Source organism: Paenibacillus sp. J5 (assembly GCF_054955055.1).
The window spans coordinates 188,171-209,944 of record NZ_JBUEDD010000007.1 but is presented as its reverse complement, the minus strand read 5'-3'; the positions used below and the strand labels follow the sequence as shown (position 1 = coordinate 209,944).

15 protein-coding genes and 1 CRISPR repeat array are annotated in these 21,774 nt (G+C 53.8%); of the genes, 2 read left to right on the top strand and 13 right to left on the bottom strand.

Annotated elements, in window-relative coordinates:
• Nucleotides 1-7: 7 nt before the first annotated feature.
• From ACY1JZ_RS14895 to ACY1JZ_RS14875, 5 genes are all read right to left on the bottom strand, one after another.
• Nucleotides 8-832: a carbohydrate ABC transporter permease gene (locus ACY1JZ_RS14895; RefSeq protein ID WP_270169413.1), complete on the bottom strand. Its 825-nt coding sequence runs from the start codon at nt 830-832 to the stop codon at nt 8-10.
• Nucleotides 832-1,722, bottom strand: a complete 891-nt coding sequence (locus ACY1JZ_RS14890; RefSeq protein ID WP_270169411.1) for a carbohydrate ABC transporter permease — start codon at nt 1,720-1,722, stop codon at nt 832-834. The genes ACY1JZ_RS14895 and ACY1JZ_RS14890 overlap by 1 nt, the downstream gene beginning before the upstream one ends.
• A gap of 381 nt (nt 1,723-2,103) precedes the next feature.
• Entirely contained in the window at nt 2,104-3,429 is a 1,326-nt protein-coding gene (locus ACY1JZ_RS14885) for an ABC transporter substrate-binding protein (RefSeq protein ID WP_462629850.1), read from the bottom strand.
• Nucleotides 3,430-3,640: 211 nt separating this feature from the next.
• A complete protein-coding gene (locus ACY1JZ_RS14880) occupies nt 3,641-5,428 on the bottom strand; it encodes a cache domain-containing sensor histidine kinase (RefSeq protein ID WP_462629849.1) in 1,788 nt (595 codons plus the stop codon).
• A 39-nt stretch (nt 5,429-5,467) separates the two neighbouring features.
• The gene (locus ACY1JZ_RS14875) at nt 5,468-7,027 is read right to left on the bottom strand and encodes a response regulator transcription factor (RefSeq protein WP_462629848.1); all 1,560 of its coding nucleotides are present in this window, start codon (nt 7,025-7,027) and stop codon (nt 5,468-5,470) included.
• A 297-nt stretch (nt 7,028-7,324) separates the two neighbouring features.
• Nucleotides 7,325-8,820: direct repeats of the CRISPR family, unit length 32 nt; unit sequence ATTTCAATCCACGCACCTATGTGAGGTGCGAC.
• A 398-nt stretch (nt 8,821-9,218) separates the two neighbouring features.
• Here ACY1JZ_RS14875 and ACY1JZ_RS14870 point away from each other — a divergent pair.
• The gene (locus ACY1JZ_RS14870; protein WP_462629847.1) at nt 9,219-9,776 is read left to right on the top strand and encodes a hypothetical protein; all 558 of its coding nucleotides are present in this window, start codon (nt 9,219-9,221) and stop codon (nt 9,774-9,776) included.
• 114 nt (nt 9,777-9,890) lie between these two features.
• On the opposite strand, the gene ACY1JZ_RS14865 is transcribed toward ACY1JZ_RS14870, so the two are convergent.
• The 4 genes from ACY1JZ_RS14865 to hxlA form a co-directional block, all read right to left on the bottom strand.
• Nucleotides 9,891-10,910: an ABC transporter substrate-binding protein gene (locus tag ACY1JZ_RS14865; protein ID WP_462629846.1), complete on the bottom strand. Its 1,020-nt coding sequence runs from the start codon at nt 10,908-10,910 to the stop codon at nt 9,891-9,893.
• 327 nt (nt 10,911-11,237) lie between these two features.
• Nucleotides 11,238-12,836 carry an AraC family transcriptional regulator gene (locus tag ACY1JZ_RS14860; RefSeq protein WP_462629845.1) on the bottom strand — a complete coding sequence of 533 codons (1,599 nt, stop codon included), beginning with the start codon at nt 12,834-12,836 and terminating at the stop codon, nt 11,238-11,240.
• Nucleotides 12,837-13,133: 297 nt separating this feature from the next.
• On the bottom strand, nt 13,134-13,694 hold the full coding sequence (gene hxlB, locus ACY1JZ_RS14855) for a 6-phospho-3-hexuloisomerase (RefSeq protein ID WP_462629844.1): 561 nt from the start codon (nt 13,692-13,694) through the stop codon (nt 13,134-13,136).
• 18 nt (nt 13,695-13,712) lie between these two features.
• Nucleotides 13,713-14,345, bottom strand: a complete 633-nt coding sequence (gene hxlA / locus ACY1JZ_RS14850; RefSeq protein WP_270169398.1) for a 3-hexulose-6-phosphate synthase — start codon at nt 14,343-14,345, stop codon at nt 13,713-13,715.
• Between the two features lie 204 nt (nt 14,346-14,549).
• On the opposite strand from hxlA, the gene hxlR reads away from it, so the two are divergent.
• Nucleotides 14,550-14,936: a transcriptional activator HxlR gene (gene hxlR, locus ACY1JZ_RS14845; protein ID WP_270169396.1), complete on the top strand. Its 387-nt coding sequence runs from the start codon at nt 14,550-14,552 to the stop codon at nt 14,934-14,936.
• A gap of 314 nt (nt 14,937-15,250) precedes the next feature.
• On the opposite strand, the gene ACY1JZ_RS14840 is transcribed toward hxlR, so the two are convergent.
• The 4 genes from ACY1JZ_RS14840 to ACY1JZ_RS14825 all read right to left on the bottom strand — a co-directional run bounded on the left by ACY1JZ_RS14840 (nt 15,251) and on the right by ACY1JZ_RS14825 (nt 21,767).
• On the bottom strand, nt 15,251-16,138 hold the full coding sequence (locus tag ACY1JZ_RS14840; protein WP_270169395.1) for an ROK family protein: 888 nt from the start codon (nt 16,136-16,138) through the stop codon (nt 15,251-15,253).
• Between the two features lie 143 nt (nt 16,139-16,281).
• Nucleotides 16,282-16,587 (bottom strand): NHLP leader peptide family RiPP precursor, encoded by a 306-nt coding sequence (locus tag ACY1JZ_RS14835; protein ID WP_270169393.1) that lies wholly within the window; start codon nt 16,585-16,587, stop codon nt 16,282-16,284.
• Between the two features lie 108 nt (nt 16,588-16,695).
• A complete protein-coding gene (locus tag ACY1JZ_RS14830) occupies nt 16,696-19,599 on the bottom strand; it encodes an NHLP bacteriocin export ABC transporter permease/ATPase subunit (RefSeq protein ID WP_462629841.1) in 2,904 nt (967 codons plus the stop codon).
• Entirely contained in the window at nt 19,596-21,767 is a 2,172-nt protein-coding gene (locus ACY1JZ_RS14825; RefSeq protein WP_462629839.1) for an NHLP family bacteriocin export ABC transporter peptidase/permease/ATPase subunit, read from the bottom strand. The genes ACY1JZ_RS14830 and ACY1JZ_RS14825 overlap by 4 nt, the downstream gene beginning before the upstream one ends.
• Nucleotides 21,768-21,774 lie beyond the last annotated feature (7 nt).

The following is a 21,774-nucleotide window of genomic DNA, read 5'->3' as shown; positions in this document are numbered from 1 at the left end:
TCTTGCTTTATTTTACCGCACCGACCATCCCGGCCACGAAATGGCGCTGCATGAGGAAGAACACAAGCGCTGTTGGGAGCGTTGCAATGACAATCGCTGTCATGATCATCCCGTAATCCGGCGAATAGCTGGAGCCGAGTGTGGAGATCAGCAGCGGAATTGTCCGATTCTCCTGCGATTGCAGCACGATCAGTGGCCAGAGGTAATTATTCCAGCTAGCCATGAAGGTAATGATCGAAGCGGCTGCATAGGTTGTCTTCATCGTCGGTACATATACCTTAAAGAATAATCCAAGTTCACTCAAGCCGTCAATTCTTCCTGCCTCCAGCATATCCTTCGGAAACATCTTGGTGCTCTGGCGGAAGAAGAAGATCAGGAACGCTGTGGTCACTGTAGGCAGTACGACAGAGGTCAGCGTGTCGATCCCGATCATCGGAAATTGCTGAGAGATGGAAGCAAACATCCGGTATAACGGCACCATCAGCGCCGCAAATGGAATCATCATCGACAACAGCAGAATTGTGAACACAATATCCTTGGCCTTACTGCGGTATACCTCAAACCCGTAGCCTGCCAGCGAAGCGATCAGCAGCGACAGCAGTGTCGTGGAGACGGAGATCTTGGCCGAGTTCAGCAGAGATGGCACCAGATCGACCGAATCAAGCAGATTGTTGAAGTTCGTCATCAGATGGCTGCCAGGCAGCAAGCGCCCGCGCGTGACCTCAACCGATGGGTTAGTCGCACTGACGATCATCCAAATAAACGGGAAGATCGAGATAAACGCCGTCAAGCTAAGAAACAAGTACGTAAATATTCGTTTGAGTTTAGCCATTATTTTTCACCTGCCGCTTTAAACTGAATGATGGACAACAGCACGATCAGAATGACGATCGAATACGAGACAGTTGCCGCATAGCCGAAGTCCGGCGTGTACTTGAATGACAGATTGTAGATGTACTGCGAGATCGAGAGCGTCGAATTGCCCGGGCCGCCCTTCGTAATGTTCATGACCTCATCGAACAGTTGCAGTGTTCCGATCGTCGATGTAATCGACGTGAACAGAATGATCGGCTTGAGCAGCGGAACGGTAATGCTGAAGAACTGGCGTACCGACGAGGCGCCGTCGATCCGGGCTGCTTCATAGATGGAATTATCGATATTTTGCAGAGCGGACAGATAGAAGATCATATTGTAGCCCGTCCATCTCCACGTAATGGCGATAATAATCGTAATCTTGGCCCAGAAGGGATCGGTCAGCCAGCCGATCGGCTGGGAGATCAGGTGAATATTGAGCAACGTCTGGTTGATCAGGCCGTCTCCGGCAAACAGATATTTGAAGATAACGGAATACGCTACAAGCGAGGTTACACATGGCAAGAAGATCGCCATACGGAAGAAGCCCTTCAGCTTGAGCTTGCTGTCGTTAAGCAGTACGGACAAGAACATCGACAGCACAATCATGATTGGCACCTGAACGATCAGGTAGATAAATGTATTCACCAGTGCGGCACGGAACGTCTGATCCGTGAACAGCCGCTTGTAGTTGTCCAGTCCATTAAAGCTCAGGTTGGAGCCGGCCCCCGTCTGGAACGACAGGATTAAGGCTTGAATCATCGGATAAAAGTAAAAAACGGCGATCATGACGACGGCTATTATGACGAAACTCCAGCCGGTCATCGCCGATTTGGCTCGAATCGAGAGCCCTGGTTTTGCTGTATTCATCTGTCAAGCATCTCCTTTCTGTACGTGAAGCATTGCAAGCATCCTATTACGATTCCTGAGCGCTGCCGCCTCAAGCGTAGCCTTTCGAAATCTAATGAAACTACAGAGCGTCGATTAACATGGAGCCGCTGGCTCACCTGCGATCTGTCGTTTCGTTAGAATCCAAGCGTAAACGGCTGTTGCCGTCCTTGGCGGGCCATGCCTCGGCCATTGACTGGCGACATGCATAGGCGGCGCTTCCTCTTTCAATTACTGCATATAACGTTGATATAACGTTGTGAATCCTATCGCCTCTTGCTGCGGCATAGCCGCATGAAGCGTAAACGGCTCTCCGCTGCGGATGCGGAGCGCCGTTGTACGCCATTATGATGTGGCCCTGTATTACTTCACTTGGGAGTCTGCTTGTGCCTGAGCGTCAGCCAGAGCCTTGTCCAGCTCTTTGCCATTCAGGTAATTTTGCAGTTCTACAACCAGGATGTCCTCGATCGCATACGTATGCAAGCCATAGTTCACGTTAGGAATTTGTGCTGTCCAGTTTGCGAAGTCGGCAACAATCTTCTGACCGTTGAAGAATTCGTTGGCTTGCTGATACGCTTCACCGCTCGCAGCAGGCTTGTAGGTACCGATAGCACCAACATCTGTGATCAGCTTCTGGTACAGATCCACATCGGAACCAAACGTTTTGGCCAGGAAATCAGCCGCTTGCTCGGAGCCTGGTACATTCAGCACATACCAGGAGCTGCCGCCCAGGTTGGATGCGTGAACCGACTTGTCATTGTTCGGCAGTTTCGGGAATGGAGCCACTGCCCATTGACCGGACTGGGAAGCCTCTTGCATGATCGAAGGCGTGAACCAGTTGCCTGTTGGCACCGATGCTACAGAGCCGTTATTTGCACTCGCTACGAATTGGCTCCAGTCGGAGTGAATTTTGATGATATTAGCTTCCATCATTTTCTTGTACAGCTCGAATGCTTCTTTCATCGCTACGTTGCCAGAGATGTCAGGTGTCTTGCCGTCTTCCTTCAGGTACCAGGAACCAGCGGACTGGATCATCATACGGATCAGACCCAGATCATTCGGGTCAAGGGAAGCCATGTCCTTGCCTGTAACTTCCTTCACCTTTTTACCGATCTCGATATATTGATCCCATGTGATGTCCTGCAGGTCAGCCAGCTTGTAGCCAGCTTGCTCCAGCAGATCCGTGCGCACGTACAGACCCGCTACACCGGAATCAAACGGTACGCCATATTGCTTGCCATTAGAGCTTGTAGGCCCCAGCTTGTAATCAGCAAAGTCAGATGCCTTGATCGAATTGGTCAGCTCATAGAAGGAATCCGGGTAAGCTTGCAGGAAGCTTTGCGCACGGTAATCCTCGATCAGCACGATGTTTGGCAGACCCTTTGTTGTGCCGGAGTTGAAGCCAGTGTTCAGTTTTTGCACAATATCATTCTGTGCGAATTCCACGAGGTTTACCTTCAGATCAGGATTCTGCTTGCTGTAGGATTCCTTGGCCAGCTCCAGCGCCTTGATGTTGAAGTTCGGATCCCATGCCCAGATAGTAATTTCCTTCGCTGCTTCGGTTTCTGTCTTCGTACCCGAATCCGTTCCCGTTGTTGTGCCAGGGCTTTCAGTAGTGGATTTGGAGCAAGCTGCCAGTGCCATCAGCAGCATCATGCTTGCCAACAAAATAGCAAAACTTTTTTTCACGATTTCTCTACCCCCGTTAGTCAGTTTTTGCGGATTTTTGCTTTTTTTGAACCTTTGATTCTCAAGCCTGTAAAGCTTTTCTGAAAGCGTTTGCCGACGTTGCTCTTTCATGATAGCAATCCCTCAGCCTGGAGTGTTAGAAAAATATTTGCCTTCATTTGTCGTATTCTTATCATTCGAAATGAAGGCAAATTTTATTCTTGTATTATTTTTAGATAGTTGTATTATTTTTATCCGTGAGCACCGGAAGCCAGATTCGCACGCGAGTTCCTTCCCCCGGCTGACTCATAATTTTGACGCCATAACTATCCCCATACAATAATGTGATCCGGTCATGCACGTTGCGAATGCCGATCCCGCTAAATAGCTGCCGGTTGCTCATCGAGCTTGGGAGCTTGTTTCCCTTCTCCCCCTGCTCGAATCCATCGCCATTATCGACGACCTCGCACACGAGCATTTGCCCTTCCTGGGCAATCATCACATGAATATATCCCTCTGTCTTTTGGATGAACGCATGGAAGAAGGCGTTCTCGATGAACGGCTGGATGATCAGCTTCGGCAGATGGTAGCTGGTGCAGTCTGGAGAGACGAAGAAATGAACCCGAATTCGCTCCCCATAACGGATGTGATTAATGAATACGTAGCTGCGCAACTGCTCCAGCTCCTGCTCGACCGTGTTCGTCTCCCGTATATTGCCGATGGAATTATGCAGCAGGGAGATAAGCGCATTGATCGTGTCTGCCGCCTTCTCCTTGCTGCCCTGCTGAACGAGTATTTTGACGGATGCGAGCGTATTGTACAGGAAATGAGGGTTGATCTGACTCTGCAGGGCCGCCAGCTCGGATCGTCGCTGCTCCTGCTGGGTGGTGACTAATTGCCGCATATGATCCTGCAGCTCATCCACCATATAGTTGAAGGCTCGTCCCAGCTCCTGAATCTCATAGCTGCCGGACACATTGATTTTATTGAAATTATTTTTCGTCAAATTAGACATCTGTCTTACTAAGCGTGTGAGCGACTTGATCATATTGCGAATAATCGGGAACAAGATGATCAGTGCAACCAATACCACGCCCATCGACGTCAGTACAACGGCCTTCACATTGACAACCTGACCTACTGCATATTGCTTATCGATCAGATTGACGAGGTAGAAGCCATAAGAGGGGAGATGCTGTGACAGTACGATGCTATCCTTCCGCATCACACGCGCCTCCAGGTAATCGAGCTGCTGCTGCTCCACCTTCTGCGCATGCTGCAGCAGCTCCGGCGAGAAGCTGCCGATCAGCTCCCGCTGGTCGCTGGATACGATACGGCCGGATTCGTCGAGCAGCATGACCTGATTGCCCTTGCTGGTAAAATTCCGGTAGAACTGATTGAAGTCCTGCTCACGAATCGTGACATAGAGCATGCCGTACACCTCGTCACTCGTTCGCTCCATCAGTACTTTCGTCGCTACAATTAAAGGCTCCTCGCCTGCGGCAGCCTTGTCGGGGGTATAGAGCTGGTAGCTCAGCCGGCGCGGCTCAGCGAGCGCGTGGTTCGTGAGAGGATGACTGAGCAGCTCCTCCTTCATTATCGGCCATAGCGTCTGCTCCGGGGTGTAAGCACGGCCGTTATTGCCGAGGATGGTGATCGCTGCTCCGTAAGGATCGATCGCCGTCCGGTAGCGCTTCATCATCTGCTGCATGCCGAAGTAAGACCGGACGACCTCCAGCGAGGTCGTATCCTCCTCAGACAGGAAGCTGCGGATCGCACCGCTCTGACTGACGCTGAAGGAGAGATTCACCACCGCATTATGATACGATTCAAAATTTTGCTTGATCTGACTGAGCACCTTGGAGTTCGTAATACTGAACGTCTCCATGAACAGCCGCTCCGACATGCGAATGGTAATCGTCAGCGTGAGCAGAGTGACCAGGACGATACTGATGACCAGTACCGAGAATATCTTCATGAAGAGGCGATGATGCCTGAATTGCGGCCAAAACAGTCTCATTACGTATACGCTCGCTTTCTGTAAGATTCTGCCCCGTAACTAGCGGCGATGCTTCCGACGATATTGGCTCGGAGCCAGCCCTGTCGCCTTCTTGAATACCTTGCAGAAGTAGCTGTGATCCGAGTAGCCCACCATGCCGCTAATCTCGGCAATCGTCGCGCCGTCTTCACGAAGCAATTGTTCAGCCTTCTCGATACGAAGCTTGTTCACATATTCGCTGAAGCCCTCCTTGTTGTTAGCTGCGAAGTAGCTGGACAAATACGAGGGATTAAAATGAAAATGCTTGGCCACCTCGCTCAGACTGAGCGGCTCTGCATAATGCTGCTCGATATAGTCCAGCAGCTTCTTCATATTCGGGTTGCTATATTGATTGCGTCGATGGTAGATGCACTTCCAAGCCGCCGCCAGGAACTCATCCAGCAGCTTCGACGCCTCTGCCGCAGAACGCGCCTCCTCAATATGACGGAAGTATTCATATTTCCCTTCCTCCAGCTCGGCGACCTCATAATCCATATGACTCAGCATGACGGTCACGTTGAAGATGATGTTACCCAGAAACGACCGAAATTCATAGGCATCGGCACTGTAATCGGATGACAGCGCAGCGACATAGGCTTTCAGATCATGGAATGCGCTCTCGAACTGCTGGCGCTTGATCTCCTCGGTGAACTGGTTGAGGTTGAAGCGCGGCGATTCCACAGGACGTCGCGGCAGCTCTATCTCGATCAGCAGCGGTTTATCTGGCAGGAAGAAGCGGTACCCGAGCAGCTTGAGGAAGCGATCTCGATAGAGAGCAGGCAGCTTGCTCAGTACGGTAAAAGGCTCGCTCATTGCCCAGCAGGTCTCCATTCGCTCTGCTCTGGCGAGCTGTGCAAGCTTGCCCAGCCGATGCTGTGCCATCGTATACATACTGTCATCCAGATTAGCCAGATACACCTCGATATGAGGCTCGGCAGGTATCCGGCGTACTGTGAATTGCCCCAGCTCCTCCTCGAGCTGCTCCAATGCCTGACTGAGGGCAGCAGCATGTGGCGCGGCCTCCTGCGGCGACAATCGCCCCAGATCGGCCCCGATCAATGCATAGCCTGAATGAGGGAACGTCTCCTTCAGCAGCTCATTGTCCAGAGCATGATCCTCATAGCCGGAGAGGAGCTTCTCGAGTATATTCTCGATTGAGACCTTGTAAGCGTTTGTGTTCGCCGTCAGGCTGAGTGATGGAATCTTGGCCGCGGTGGCCTTCAGCACAGCCAGCAGATGGCTGGCATCCAGCTTGGGCTTTAATATATAGTCGGCCACCCCGCTCTGAAAGCTGGAGCGAACATAATCGAACTCCCCGAAGGCGCTCAGCACGATAATCTCAATCTCCGGGAAATGCTGCTTCACCATCCGTGTCAGCTTCTCCCCGTCCATAACCGGCATAACAATATCGGTAATGACAATATGGGGCTGCAGCGTGGCGATGCGATCGAGCGCCTCCTGCCCATTCGATGCTTCGCCGACGATCTGGAACCCCTCTTGCTCCCAGTTCAGATAATGCTTGATGCCTTGTCTGACCAGAATTTCATCATCTACAATTAGAACCTTGCACAATGAGTTCATATCTCCGTCGTGTCCTCTCTCATGCAATATTGGCTGCGCCAGCCCTCATCATCATGCCGTGAGCGCCGCTCGCGCAATTGCGGTGTACAGACCATTATAATCGTTATACCCGATGGAATCCAAGTAGGAGCGTAGCCAAGCGGGCATCAAGCCGCTATGTGATGCGAGGCCGCGTAGCGCGCACATGGAAATAACCGTTACCCGGCAGCCATCTGCGTGAGCAGCGTGGCGCCGGGTAACGGTATGTGTGCGGCTATTGGGGTGGCTATAGAATAGCCTGAAAGTAGTAAGGCGGACGTTTCAATTCATGCACCTACGCGAGATGCGACTACAGGCGGAGTCTGCAAGGTCAGGAAGCGCTGTATTTCAATCCACGCACCTACGTGAGGTGCGACCCCCCGCTCACACCTCCTGTTACCTTGATCCGCTTATTTCAATCCACGCACCTACGTGAGGCGCGACGGCCAACTCAACCCCGAATGGGTCGAGTGCTTAATATTTCAATCCACGCACCTACGTGAGGTGCGACAGCATTTGCTTTTATTCCAGACAGATTATCGATCATTTCAATCCACGCACCTACGCGAGGTGCGACAAAAAATTAATCAGTAAGCAACTTTTCAATTATGATTTCAATCCACGCACCTGCGCGAGGTGCGACAAAAACAAAAGAGAAAGGATGAAAGAAAATGAGAATTTCAATCCACGCACCTATGTGAGGTGCGACGACAAACCCCTCTGATCCACTGTAGTCAGGCTCATTTCAATCCACGCACCTATGTGAGGTGCGACGTCATCTCATTAATCCACAAATCGCGAGAGTAGGTGAATTTCAATCCACGCACCTATGTGAGGTGCGACAACAATGATTTACATGACAATGTTGTGACTGCCCATTTCAATCCACGCACCTATGTGAGGTGCGACCAGCTCCAGGGCGTCAATGTCGCCTTTATCGTCTACATTTCAATCCACGCACCTATGTGAGGTGCGACGGTACAGTTGGTTTCGCCAGGGCGATATAGTACCTATTTCAATCCACGCACCTATGTGAGGTGCGACGTGGATAATGGCGAAGTTGGATATAATGCAGAAGAATTTCAATCCACGCACCTATGTGAGGTGCGACCATCGGCCTGTTAATCAAAGCGGGTTATCTGACTATTTCAATCTACGCACCTATGTGAGGTGCGACCTTGATTTCCCAATAACCAGAGTTGCGAGTGCCTATTTCAATCCACTCACCTATGTGAGGTGCGACCAGCATTGCAGAGCGGCACAGCAAACAATGACAAATTTCAATCCACGCACCTATGTGAGGTGCGACGGCATTGAGGTGAACGAGTCAGCAAGGGCTGCGAATTTCAATCCACGCACCTATGTGAGGTGCGACTGGGCGGAGCGGTATAATCCGTCACCAGGACAAATTTCAATCCACGCACCTATGTGAGGTGCGACCCTTGAGCATCCTCCATGGATTTGACGTATTTCTCATTTCAATCCACGCACCTATGTGAGGTGCGACGTAAGTGGATGGATTTCATCCATTACGCCAACTCTATTTCAATCCACGCACCTATGTGAGGTGCGACAGTAACCTCATGGACAGAGGGAAGAAACTTGTGCAAATTTCAATCCACGCACCTATGTGAGGTGCGACTCCCTTGCAGCCAGTAATGTCGTTTATATCAAGAAATTTCAATCCACGCACCTATGTGAGGTGCGACAGCTAATAGGCGTCCTATTAAAATCAACAGCGACATTTCAATCCACGCACCTACGTGAGGTGCGACAGCGAAAATTTACATTTTCGATCCCATTTCTGCATTAATCATACACTTAATAGATGATTTTACGCAATAATATTTTATTTTGACCTTTGTGTCTTGATAATATTAACTATTTCCTGTGTAATTCGACAAATTTCGAGGTGAGAATGTACCGGGGATTTCATGTGAGCCTCACATTCGCACCAGCACTCACCGAAGCGCTGCTTTTCCTTTACTCCGCACTGCTCCCCTAATCCCCATCAGCCCCACAACCCAATAGCAGCACAATCAGCGGTAATGATTGACAATCGGTAGCTTATCATGAAAAATACTATGTAATGTGCAGCTACCTGGAATATTATCGTTCCCTACTTTACAAATGAACAGATGCCGCTGTCAAGGCTTATGAAGGAGGCTCCGCCTTGAAAAAAATATTCTGGATCACCATCTCTTTGCTAGCTGTAGCCTGTGTCGCATTCTTCATCGTGCGGGCTAACAGCCTCGCTCTGACTCTAAAGCTTGACGGTTACTCTACCTCATATGCCCTATATGAACGCAGCTTCAATGCCAATGACAGGGAGTACAGAGTAATAGGTACAGATAAGGATGGAGAGCTGACGCTCCTCTATCTGGAACGGTCTGCGCTCGGTCTCTGGGACATCTGGTATGAAGGTCAATCTATCGGGCAGTCCGGCTGGTCAAGGATCGACTGGACCAATACCGCAGGCTTCCGCAGGTTTGACAGCAATACCACGCCACAGTTTGATTTTGAATACCACCAACTGTATGTCGGCACGAACGCAACCAGGCTGATTGAACTGGAGACCGCGCAGCTCCCGCCAGGGATCAGCGTTCGTATACAGCAGTCGGGCAAGGACTTCTCCATCCACCTTATTACCTTTGGCGACAGCGGCGCAGCCAGCCTACAGCGGTTAGACATGCTCCGCCTCCTGAGAGACAATGCGGATACTGCATCATAAGGGCACTGAGCGACCCGTCGCGAATCCATCATGTATCGCCCTTGCCGCGCGTCACGCCAAAGAATCGGCCAGAGGTATCTGGGACGTGTATGCGACCCCTGGCCGATTCTATCATCATTTACCAATCATCTCTAGAATATCATCAATAATCTCGCTTCTGCCGAGCGCTCCCCAGCTCTTGAACAGCCAGAATGAGTCCGATTCAAATACGTGCTCGTTCTGTACAGCCGGAACGTTGTTCCATAGCACGCTCTTGTTCATGCTGTCGAGGTTGTTGTAGCCATTGGGATCAACCTCCAGCACGAGGTAGTCGGCATCCAACTCCGGCAAGACCTCCATCGACAGATCCACCCGCTGAAGCTCCGGGGTTAACGCGGTCGGTTCAAAGCCCAGACTCTCATAGAGCAGCGTACCGAGCGGATGCCCCTTCTCTGCATAGATCTGCATCGCCTTCTCCCTCACCCGCATAAAGGCGAGCTTCTTGTTACCAAGGGATGCGAGCTTCTCCTTGGCCTGCGCTGTCTTCTTGTCCAGCTCCGCAATCTTCGCTTGAGCGACGTCTGTCTTATCATACATTTCTGCGATCATAAGCAGGTCTTTCTTCCAGAACCCTTCATTATCTTCATAATCGAGCCACTCGTTGCCCAGCACAAGGGTTGGCGCAATCTTATTCAACTCATCATAGGTCGATTCCGCAGTACGACTCTCGATCAGGATGACATCCGGGTTCAGCAGTACAATCGCTTCCAGATTAGGCGCTTCCGCGGAGCCCACCGTCTGTACGCCCTGCAACTGGCTGGCCAGGTAAGGCAGATAATCTCCATTGTAACGAGTCTCTACATTAATAGCGGCTGGCTTCTCTCCAATTGTAAGCAAATGATCGGTGTAGGCTGCCGACAGCACAATGATGCGATCAATTTGAGCCGGAATGTCTGTTGTCCCTTTCAAGTGAGTAATGGTGCGTACATTGCTCTTCTCCACATCCGCCGATGTGCCAGGTGCCGACCCCGTTGTTACCCCTGACTCTGCGGGCGGAGAGTTCAACGCCGCAGGCGTATCTGTAGCACTCCCGCAGGCGGCTAGCATAATTATTATCATAACTGCTGCAGCGATGAAACCAATCTGTCTGACCATTTTTTTGCTCCCTTTTTAGGCTCAAACCAGAAATCAGTGCTTGACTTGGGCCGAATAAGAAGCTACGGCACAGAGGGTTCTTCCGATCGCTGTTAAAGCCCGATTCCTTTTATTTATATGAGGACTATGGTGGGAATCGGTCTTTAAGGGCGAACACTGACGTTTCTCCAGAATCCCTCCGTCCCTCCGCTAAGGTCTGTTTTCTGTCAAACACTGATTATTAGGTTGAGCCCTTTTTATTTAAGATAATAATAATCATTATCATTATATTAAAAAAGTGAAGAGAGGATTTCAATGGACAATCTCCCCTTCTCACAGTGGACAAATTCACCTCGCGGTACGCATTAGCTGGCTTGCAACATAGTCCATCGCCCAGACTCTGCCCGTTGGCCCTAACGTTTTAAATAACAGATCGCTCGCATCATAGACCCGCTGTTCCCTGACAGCCTCCAGGCTCATCCAGTGCTCGGAGCGCACTAACGACCTCCATCGTTGTCTCGCCCTGACCGTCGGATCAACCGCAATAAATAAATGAGCAGCATTGTAGCGCAAGAAATCCTCCATCCCGATCTCGATCGCCCATTGCTGTCGCGGGAATGCATCAGGCAGTACCAGCCCAAGATCATGGTAGAGCAGCGCTCCGGTCTGATTGGCCGCCCCATACACACGTATGAAGAGATCACTAATGCGAATAAAATAAACGGTCTGACGTCCCAAGTGAGAGCCGAGCTTGTCCTGCAGCCCGAACCGGCGCTCGTTATACTGCTCTGTCCAGCTATGCGCCTGCTCTCTTCTACCCAAGATGTCGCCTATCTCGGAGAGGAGGTGTTCATGATCGTTAGAATAGGGAATGATGGCGGTGGGAGCTACACGCTCCAGCTCATTATTCCGTCCCAGCCTATCGCTGGATAATATAAGATCAGGCTGCGCCTTGCGCAGGAGGTCATAGTTCATACTGGAGCTTACAAGCTCCTCCATGGCATGCTTCAGCGGAGGCACATTGTAATAGCGGGATACCCGCTCGGAGTAGGAGAGAGCAGCCACGGGCGCGATGCCTAATGTCAACAGATAATCATCCAGTCCGTAATACATCGCTGCAATCCGATGGGTACGTGTACGCATGAACATCGTAGGCGCCACGCCTTCTGCTTTCTTGAACACCCGGCTGAAATAATGCTCGTCATGATAACCGAGTTGATTGGCAATATCCTTGATTCTCAAGGTTGAAAATAATAGCTCCTTAGCCTTCGTCATGCGCAGCTTCTGTATGTATTCCATCGGTGTCATATTCATACGCTTCTTGAAGGTTCGGATAAAATGATTGACGCTCAAACCCGCCAACGCGGATAGGGAAGCAACATCCCACTCTCTTGTATAATGCCGCTCCATATGCTCCACAGCGACCTCCATGCCAACGGACGACGGCTCCTGCCACTCTGCCTGCTGAGATAGCAGCTCCTTCAGAAACAGATGCAGCCTGTATTTCAACTCCAGCCTGCTTCCCTCTCTATGCAATGTCCGCAGCAGAAGAAGCTGCTTCACAGCCTGCTCATTTATACGAGTCATCGCGAGAGATTCCGCCTGACGAAACAACGAATTCGGCGGCGACTCCGCGAATCTGCCGTTGTGGCGCTTGACGATCAGATCTGCGGAGAAGGCAACGAGCGTGAAGCTCGCCGGATCATCCCCGGCAGCCTGCGCCTCCACGAGCATACCGGGCAGCAGCATACATAATTCCCGCTTGGCAACCGAATAATCGATCCCATTGACCCTTAGCGCCAGCCTGCCGCCCGTAACGGCACAGAGTACATATTTATCCAGAGTTCGCGAACTGAGGCGACGACCAGGCTCGCATTGCACCTGACCGCTTCGAACCGAGTGGATATGCAGCTTGTCGAGCCGATGTGTTGAACTGGAAGCCGTCATCGCCGCCCCTCCTCTTGGCTATCCTGTAATTTAATCCCAATGAAAAAAGCAACCGGATACCCCGCTGCCGACTGAACAGATGATTTTAACGGATGAACGGATGAACGGATGAGCGCTTGAACGGTTGAACGGTGAACCTCACCCGGCCGACCGAGCTGTGAGCGACTCATTAGCTACGATCAGTATATCAATGAAATGACTGAATGACCATAACTGCTGAGCTACAAAAAAGAAACAGCAAACGCCCCCACCCGCTGCGCCGAATGACGCAAGGTAGGGGCGTTCCCGTCTGCTTCGCTACTCCAGATTCGCATGCTTGCCATACATCTTTCCCGAGCTCTGGCTCTGCTTCTCCATCAGGCACAGGATGACCGCATCGAGGAACAGGAGCAGCGTCTGCTCGTACAGCGAGCCCATCGGCTGCACTGTCACGTCCTGATTGTCCTCCGCATCCTTGGGCGACCCTGGCAGCTTGATCGTTAGATGAGCGAGCGAGCCGAGCGACGATTGGGGAAACAGGGTGAGGACGCCTAGCGTGCCGCCTAGCTTCACAGCCTTGTTCGCCATGCCCACCAGACTGCCCGTCTCACCGGAGCCGGAGCCGATCAGCAGCAGATCTCCTTCCTCCAGACCCGGTGTGACCGTCTCGCCGACGACATAGGCGCTCACGCCCAGATGCATGAGCCGCATGGCAAATGCCTTCATCATCAGGCCCGAACGACCGGCACCGGCGACGAACACCTTGCCCGCAGCCAGCACCTGCCCCGCCAGCTTGTCCGCCGCCTCTTCATCGATGCGCTCCATAGACCTTGCCAGCTCCTGGACGACAAGAGAGGTATAATGAGATGTGTTTCGCACAGGTATACGCGTCTCCTGTCAGCCAGCCATAATGAGCTTCTTGATCTCGGCAGCCGCTGTCTTCTTGTCTTCCTGGCTGGTAATCCCGCCGCCGACGATGATCAGATCAGGCTGAGCCTTGATCGCTTCCGGCAAGGTCGCCAGCTTGATGCCACCGGCAATCGCGGTCTTGGCATGCTTGACCACACGCTTGATCGTCTGCAGCTCGGCGAAGGAATCCTTCCCGACCGCCTGAAGATCATAGCCCGTATGCACACAGATGTAATCCACTCCGAGCGCATCAATCTCCGCAGCCCGCTCCTCGATCTGCTTGACATTTATCATGTCAACCATAATTTGCTTGTTCTGTTTTCGTGCTTCCTCCACAGCGCCCTTGATCGTCATGTCGTCGGTCGCACCCAGCACGGTAATGATGTCTGCTCCTGCTTCGGACGCCTTCATAATCTCATAGCCGCCAGCATCCATAATTTTCAGATCAGCCAGCACCTGCAGATGCGGGAATGCCGCCTTCATCTCCTTCACGGCGCGCAAGCCTTCATTAATAACGACCGGGGTGCCGATCTCAACTACGTCAATATATTCTGCTACTTCCTTCACGACCTCGATGGCCTCAGGAATGTTCACCAGATCAAGAGCCAATTGCAATTTCATAAGTGTAGCCTCCCATTCAGAATGTTGGATGTACCTGAAGGGTACGGCTATAGTATAAGCGCTAATCGAACCGCGGCGTAAGTACGCACTTTATTATTACATTGTGTCTTATTTCTCATCTAGTGTCTCACAGCTTACATAGTGTCCAAAAGTATACCATTGAGGTATACTGAAGGTAATATCGTGGATGGAGGGTGCTGTTGTATGGGGCATTTATGTGATCGAACGTTTAATTGCGAGAAGGAGCTAACGTTATCTGTCATCGGGGGCAAATGGAAAATGCTTATCCTCTGGCATCTGGGCAAGGGGGGCACCAAGCGGTTTGGCGAGCTGAAGGCGCTGATCCCCGACATTACCCAGCGTATGCTCGTCTCGCAGCTACGGGAGCTGGAGGAGGATCTGATCGTGCACCGGGAGGTCTACCCTGTCGTTCCGCCAAAGGTGGAATACTCGCTGACTGAGCAAGGGCAGAGTCTGATGCCGATTCTTGATGCCATGTACGCCTGGGGCAAGCAATATATGGAGAATGTGCTCAAGGACAAGGTAGAGATTAAAGAAACGCTGTACGCTACAGCTACAGAGCCTCAATAAATAACCAACAGCAATAAGGGTGTGTCTTCAAACCCGCTCAAGGGCATCGTTCACCGCCTTTTCACCCCGTGCTGCGTTACGTTCTCTTGACGTACCCCGGTACGCCTGCGAGAACGTGCCTTGCCCGGAACGAAAATTCGACGAAATCTGCTCTCGTCGGAGTTTGAAGACACACCCAAGCCCGCTCTCCTGTCTGCTGACAGAAAAGCGGGCTTGTTCGACATTAGCTGGATTCATCGGAGACCGTACTGCCCTGTACCCCGTATAACGCGGAGACGGAACAGCACTGCACCATCCGGCGTTGTCTAGGCCATCTAGGCTTGTTGAGCCTTGCGGTATGCTTCCAGCCCGAGCGCGATCGAGCCGCACAGCCCGGCATTGTCGCCAAGACCCGGTGGAACGATATAGCTATCGATATTCTCCAGCAGCGCCTCATGGCTGACATAGCCATTCAGATTGCGAAGCACCTCCGCATGAATGAGCGGGAAGAGCTGCCGCTGATGCATAACGCCGCCGCCCAATATAACCTTCTTCGGAGACAGCATCAGAATCGTGGACGTCACCGCCTGTCCCAGATAGAACGCCTCCATCTCCCATGCCTTATGATCGGCTGACAGCTCGCTGCCCTTGACCTTCCAGCGCTTCTCCAGCGCCGGGCCGGCGGCCAGGCCCTCCAGACAGTCGCCATGGTATGGACAGAAGCCCTCATAGGTGTCCTCCGGGTGGCGGCGAACCAGCACATGGCCTCCCTCCGGGTGAATCAGCCCATGCACGAGACGGCCCTCGGTATAGACCCCCATGCCGACTCCTGTGCCAATCGTATAATAAACGCAGCTATCCAAGCCCTTCGCCGCTCCCCAGGTCGCTTCGCCAAATGCCGCGGCATTCACATCCGTATCCCAGCCGAACGGCACCTGAAATTCCTTCTTCAACGTGCCAAGGAAGTCATAGCCTGACCAGCCCGGCTTGGGCGTCGTGGTCACGAACCCGTATTGCGGACTGGACGGATCGATATTAATCGGGCCGAACGTGCCGATCCCGATCGCCTCCACCTGTTTATCCTTGAAAAAATCAATCACTTGCTGCAACGTCTTCTCAGGCTGCTCGGTAGGAAAGCTGATCCTCTCCTCCACATTCCCGTGCTCATCGCCAATCCCGCACACAAATTTAGTGCCGCCTGCTTCAACCGCGCCAATACGCATGATGTCATTTCCTCCTAAGCATTCAGTACAATTCATTCGAACCATCCCTTTGATTATACAGAAAGAAGGAGCAAGCGTAAACGGCTGTTCCCCTAACCTACGACGAACGGAAAGGCGGGAGTCGCCTTTCCGTCACCATTTTTTTATTTGACTCTGACATACAACTCAGGATCATATCCGCCATACCAATAGCCGCCAGCCACATTCTCCAGCTCTGCCTCATCCAGCTCACGTTCTCCCTGCTGGAGATCGGGCAGCACAACGGTGAGATGCGCGCCTGCATTCTCCACGATCTGAAGCTTGAAGCCTGGCGGCAGCTCCTGACCTGTCAGCTCCTTCACCGCTGCCGACGGATCGGTCAATGCGAGCTTCCTGAATGACTCGTCCGTCGCAGCTCTCAATTTGAATGACTCCAGCGCCTGATTAAAACGTTCCACATTCCATTCCATATGAATGAACCCTCCACTCATGCATTAATTTGCTAACAGTTGAATTATAAGGGAATCATTCGGCGATGGTCTGTAACTGCAATTACATTTTCTCAATTTCAGAGCGAGCTATACAACCTGTCTGCTGGCCATCGCGGCGAACAGGCCATTGCGATGGAGTAATTGCTCATAGGTGCCCTCCTCCACGATCCGGCCGCTCTCCATGACCAGGATGCGATCTGCTTCGCGGATCGTGCTGAGACGATGGGCGATCACGATCCGGGTCGCCTTCATCCTCTTGAGCATGACCGTTATTTTCTCCTGTGACACTTGATCCAGCGCGCTCGTAGCCTCATCCAACAGGACAACTCTCGGCTTATGGACGATGGCTCTGGCGATCAGAATTCGCTGCTTCTGTCCTCCAGACATCAATCCTCCCGTATCGGACAACACCGTATGCATCCCCATCGGCAGCTTGGCAATCTCCTCATCCATGCCGACCATCTGAGCCGCCGTCCAGGCATCCTCGACCGTCAGCAGGCCCTCTTGCCCAATAATGTTCTGCGCCAGGTCTCCTGACCACAGACTTCCATTCTGCAGCACGACCCCGCATTGGCGGCGCAGCGCCAGGAGATCAAGACCCTCCATATCGAGGCCGTCATAATAGACGGCGCCAGCCTGCGGACGCTCGAAGCCGATCAGCATCCGCAGCAGCGTGGATTTGCCGCTGCCGGAGGCTCCCACGACCGCTACATATTCCCCGGCTTCAATATGAAGCGACAGCCGGTCAAGCACTGGCGGCCCCTCCTCCTGATACCGGAAGGTGACCTCATTGAGCTCGATCCTTCCGCTAATGCTGCCTGGATTGGCTCGTCGTTCGTCAGCCTCCGGCTGCGCATCCAGGAGCGGCTTCATGCGGCGGTAGAGCGGAGCCAGCTCGAACAGCGGAAGAGACGAGACGCACAGGCCTGTGACCGCGCCAATCAATGTTGCATAGGCCGCGTGGAAGGCCGCGAACTGCCCCGGCTGCAGCTCCATGCCCGTGCGCTCAACCATCCAGAACAGCAGCAGGCTGGCTGCAATCGGCAGGATGCCAGCCGCGATCTGCAGCAGATTGCCCGTCTCGCGCAGCTTGAAGGCATAGGCGCGCTGCAAGGTGAACGCATGGCTCCATCTGTGGAAGGCGCGCCGCTCTGCCGCTGCGACACGCAGCTTGGCGATGCCGGACAGCAGTTGAATGAGCAGCCCGCTCACCTTGCCCTCCTCCTCCGCCTTGCGCGTCGTGTACGCTGCAAGGCGGAAGCTGAGCACTGCAAAAAACAGCAGATACAACACGCACATGGCGATTCCTGTCCAGGCCAGCTCTGGAACATAGATGAACAGCATCACGACCTGTAGTACAGAGAATAGAGCCGCCGCCATGCCGCTGAGCAGCCAACCGGACAGGATGCGAAAGAAGTCGCTCACCCCGGTCATTCTCGCCGCCAGATCGCCGCTGCTGAATCGTCTGAAGAACGGGAGCGGCATATTCAGCAGCCGATCCCAGACGGAGCTCTGCAAGGAGGCATCCCATGAGCTGAATACCCGCAGCCATGTAATCGACTGCGATATGGTGAAGCCGAATATGCCCGCTGCGACCGCGCAGAGCAGGACGAACAGCTCATACAGCGACTCTACCTGAGCCATAGGAAGAAGCTGATCAATCATCAGACCGGATGCAGCGGGGATGCACAGTCCCAGCCCGCCTAGCAGCAGCCCGAGCACGACGCCCTTGATGAGATCTGCCCGCATCCGCGGGGACATCATTAAGCGCAGCATGTCCCGCAGTTGCAATGCTCTGGCAGGAAGCGGACGGTACAACTGGTGAGCGAACGGCTGCAGATGAGCGGCCAGCTCTGCGGTGACCCGCACCCCCTCATCCGACAGCGAACAGCGGGCGATATAGCCTCCTTCCTTACGCGGCAACAACGCGACGGGTGTGCCGTCCTCCCAGCATCCAAGCAGCGGGCCATTGTCCTCTAGCTGCCATGTCCCTCGTAACGCAACCTTGCGGCTGCGCACGCCCGATTCGCGGAAGATCTCCTCTGGCAGCAGGCTATGGCCTGTTCCATGAGAAGGGATTACGATTCGAATGCCAAGCTCCTGCCCCACCAGTATGCAGCATATGGCAAGCGGATTCTCCTCCACTCCTTCGCCTAGCAGCATCTGCTGCGCTTGTCGGTCAGCTACAGCAGAGAAGCGGCGGGCCGCTTGCTTCATCAAGGCGGCATCCTGCTCCTGGCGCTGCTGCACCCGTCGCTGCTCCGACTGGCGTCGCTCGCTCTCCGTCTGCTCCAGCCTGCCCATCATCAATCGATGAAACATAGCAAGCCCCTCAGCCAATTCGGCCTGCGCACACTGCTGCTCCATCGTGTAGACTTGAAGCCGATTCCCTTTGCCCGACCATATCCATGCAGAACGTGTGACCAGAACAGGACGCAACGCCGCATCCTCCCCCCGACTCCGATCTCCCCAGTAATAGACCGGTTCGGTGGCAGCCCGCACCCAGACCGGATGATCCTCCGGTACAAAGGCCGAGGGGAGCCAGACGACCATCTCCTCATCCTCCCCCGCCCGCAACTGCTCGGACTGCCTAGGGGCAAGCTGCTGAGCAGCAGCAGCGCTGATCCGATCAAGCCACCCATTGAGCAGCCTCGCCCATTCTGTGCAGGCTTGCTCATCTGTCCCTGCGGCCTCCACCGCGTCTGTCATCTGAAAGCTCCATAGCTCCGTTCCGGGCTCCGCAAGAGCAGCCATGGCCAGCCCGCCTGCCTGCGCTGCCGCGGGCGCAAGCACCAGTTCCCCTGCCTGAGCCGTGTACAGATATGTCCTGCCGCCTGCCAGGCGACCCTGCTCATCGATACGTACCGTATACAGCTCCAGCTCTCCAGCAGCTACCACATAAGCCGCTCCCGGCACCTCCAGCACGGAGAAGGCACGCTGCACTGATGCTGTGCGCTTCATACCGACCTTTTGGCATAAAGCATCGATCATGACACCTCTCTCCTCTCCTCTGAGGCTGCGAATAGCCGGGCATAGGCACCGCCTTGACGAATCAACTGTTCATGGCTTCCCTGCTCGACCAGCTTGCCCTGCTCGACGACGACAATCAGGTCGCAATCCCGGATTGCGCTCAGCCGATGGGCCACAATAATACAGGTACAGCCCAGCCTGCGGATATTGGCGTAGATCGCCGCCTCCACCTGCGGGTCGAGCGCACTCGTCGCCTCATCCAGCAGCAGGATCGAGGGCTGTTGAGCCAGTGCGCGGGCAATCTCCAGCCGCTGCGCCTGTCCGCCGCTGAAGTTGCGGCCCCCCTCCTCCACAGGATGGTCATACTTGCCGGGTCGGCTATTGATCGCATCATGAATACAGGCTGCCCGAGCAGACGCTACCAGTGCTTGCTCCGGGATCGTCCGATCCCATAACGAGAGGTTGTCTCGCACCGTCCCTTCAAACAATCGAATCTCCTGATCCACCAGAGCGATCGAATCGGCGAGCCGCTGCCGCGAATGCTCCCCGCGTGGCACGCCGTCCAATTCCACCGTACCGCTCCATGGCTCGTATAACCCGGCGATCAGCTTGGAGAGCGTTGATTTGCCGCTGCCGGAGCCGCCTACGATAGCGACCATTGTCCCAGGGCGCACCTCCAGCGATAACCCGTTGATCAGCGGGGGCTCCAACGGACTGTAGCCGAAGGTGAGGCTGCTCAGCGTCACCTGTCCTGCCAGCTTGCCCGCCTCCCCCTGCTCCTCCATGGAGTCTAGCGATTCCTTGTGCAGCAGCTTATCCGGCGGGTGCTGCAGCACATCGTCCAGCCGCACAAGCGCGCCCTTCATCTCCTGCAGCTCGCTGCCCATCGAGACAAGCTGCTTCACCGGCTGCAGAAATCCTGTCGCGAAGCCCTGGAAGGCCAAGAGCATGCCGACTGTAAAGTCTCCCTTCAGGATGAGCAGACCGCCAATGACCAGGATCAGTACCTGATTCAACAGCTCCAGCAGCGAGGGCACCGCACTCAGGTATTGCCCGGAGACGCGAGCCTTCTGCTCTGCCGTAACCAGATTGGCCTGATAGCCGGCCCAGCGGGCAAAGAAGTCTGACTCCCTGCCATTCGCTTTGAGCGACTCCATATTCATGAGTCCGGCTACCGAGGCTCCCCAGAACTTGCCCTGGTCAGCTTGCAGCTTCATATTCTCATCCGAACGCTTGCGTGCTACGAAGAGCAGGTACGCCACATTGAGCAGAGCGATGCCTACTGCCACTGCCATAAGCTGCCAGCTATAGAGCGCCATGACGAGGGCATAACTGACGACCAGCACACTATCGATGACCGTTCCCGCAAGCCTGCCCGTCACAAAGGCGGCCACCTTATCATTGGATGCCGCGCGGCCTGTGATGTCGCCTACGAAGCGATGAGCGAAGAATCCGACCGGCAGCCGCAGGATGTGCCAGATAAAGGCGCCGGACATGCTCAGCGACAGCTTCGTCTCCAGCCGCAGCAGAGCCGATTCCCGCATGGCTGCGAGCAGCAGCTTGAGGAGCATCGCGACCCCCATGCCGGCAGCGAGACCAGGCAGCCAATCCTTCTGCTTCGCGGACAGCACCTGGTCGACGAACAGCTTCACAAAGATCGGGATCATCACCCCGACCGCGGCGAGCGCGAGCGAGGTCAGCAGCAGATAACCGAAGTCCTGCCAGTTGCCCTTTAATCTACCGAGCAGCGATTCCAGGACAGAGAATGGTCTGCCTGCACGCTGAAACCCTTCGCCCGGCTCCATCGTAATGACAATGCCCGTGTAGGATTGATCGAATTCCTCCTCGCTGACCGCATAGCGACCGTGGGCAGGATCATTGAGATATACCTTGCGTTTGCCGAAGCCTTCAACGACCAGGAAATGATTAAAATTCCAATGCACGATAAAAGGCGGCTTGAGACCGCGCAGACTGTCCGGCTCCTTCCGGTATCCCTTAGCCTCCATTCCCAGCTTGCGCGCTGCCTTGAGAATATTGCTGGCCTTGCTGCCGTCACGGGATACGCCGCACGCCTCTCGCAGCGACCCAAGCGGCATATGACAGCCGTAAGAGGCCAGAATAATGCCCAGCGATACTGCTCCGCACTCGACGGCTTCCATCTGAAGAAGCGTTGGTGTTACAACTCTCACACGCGCC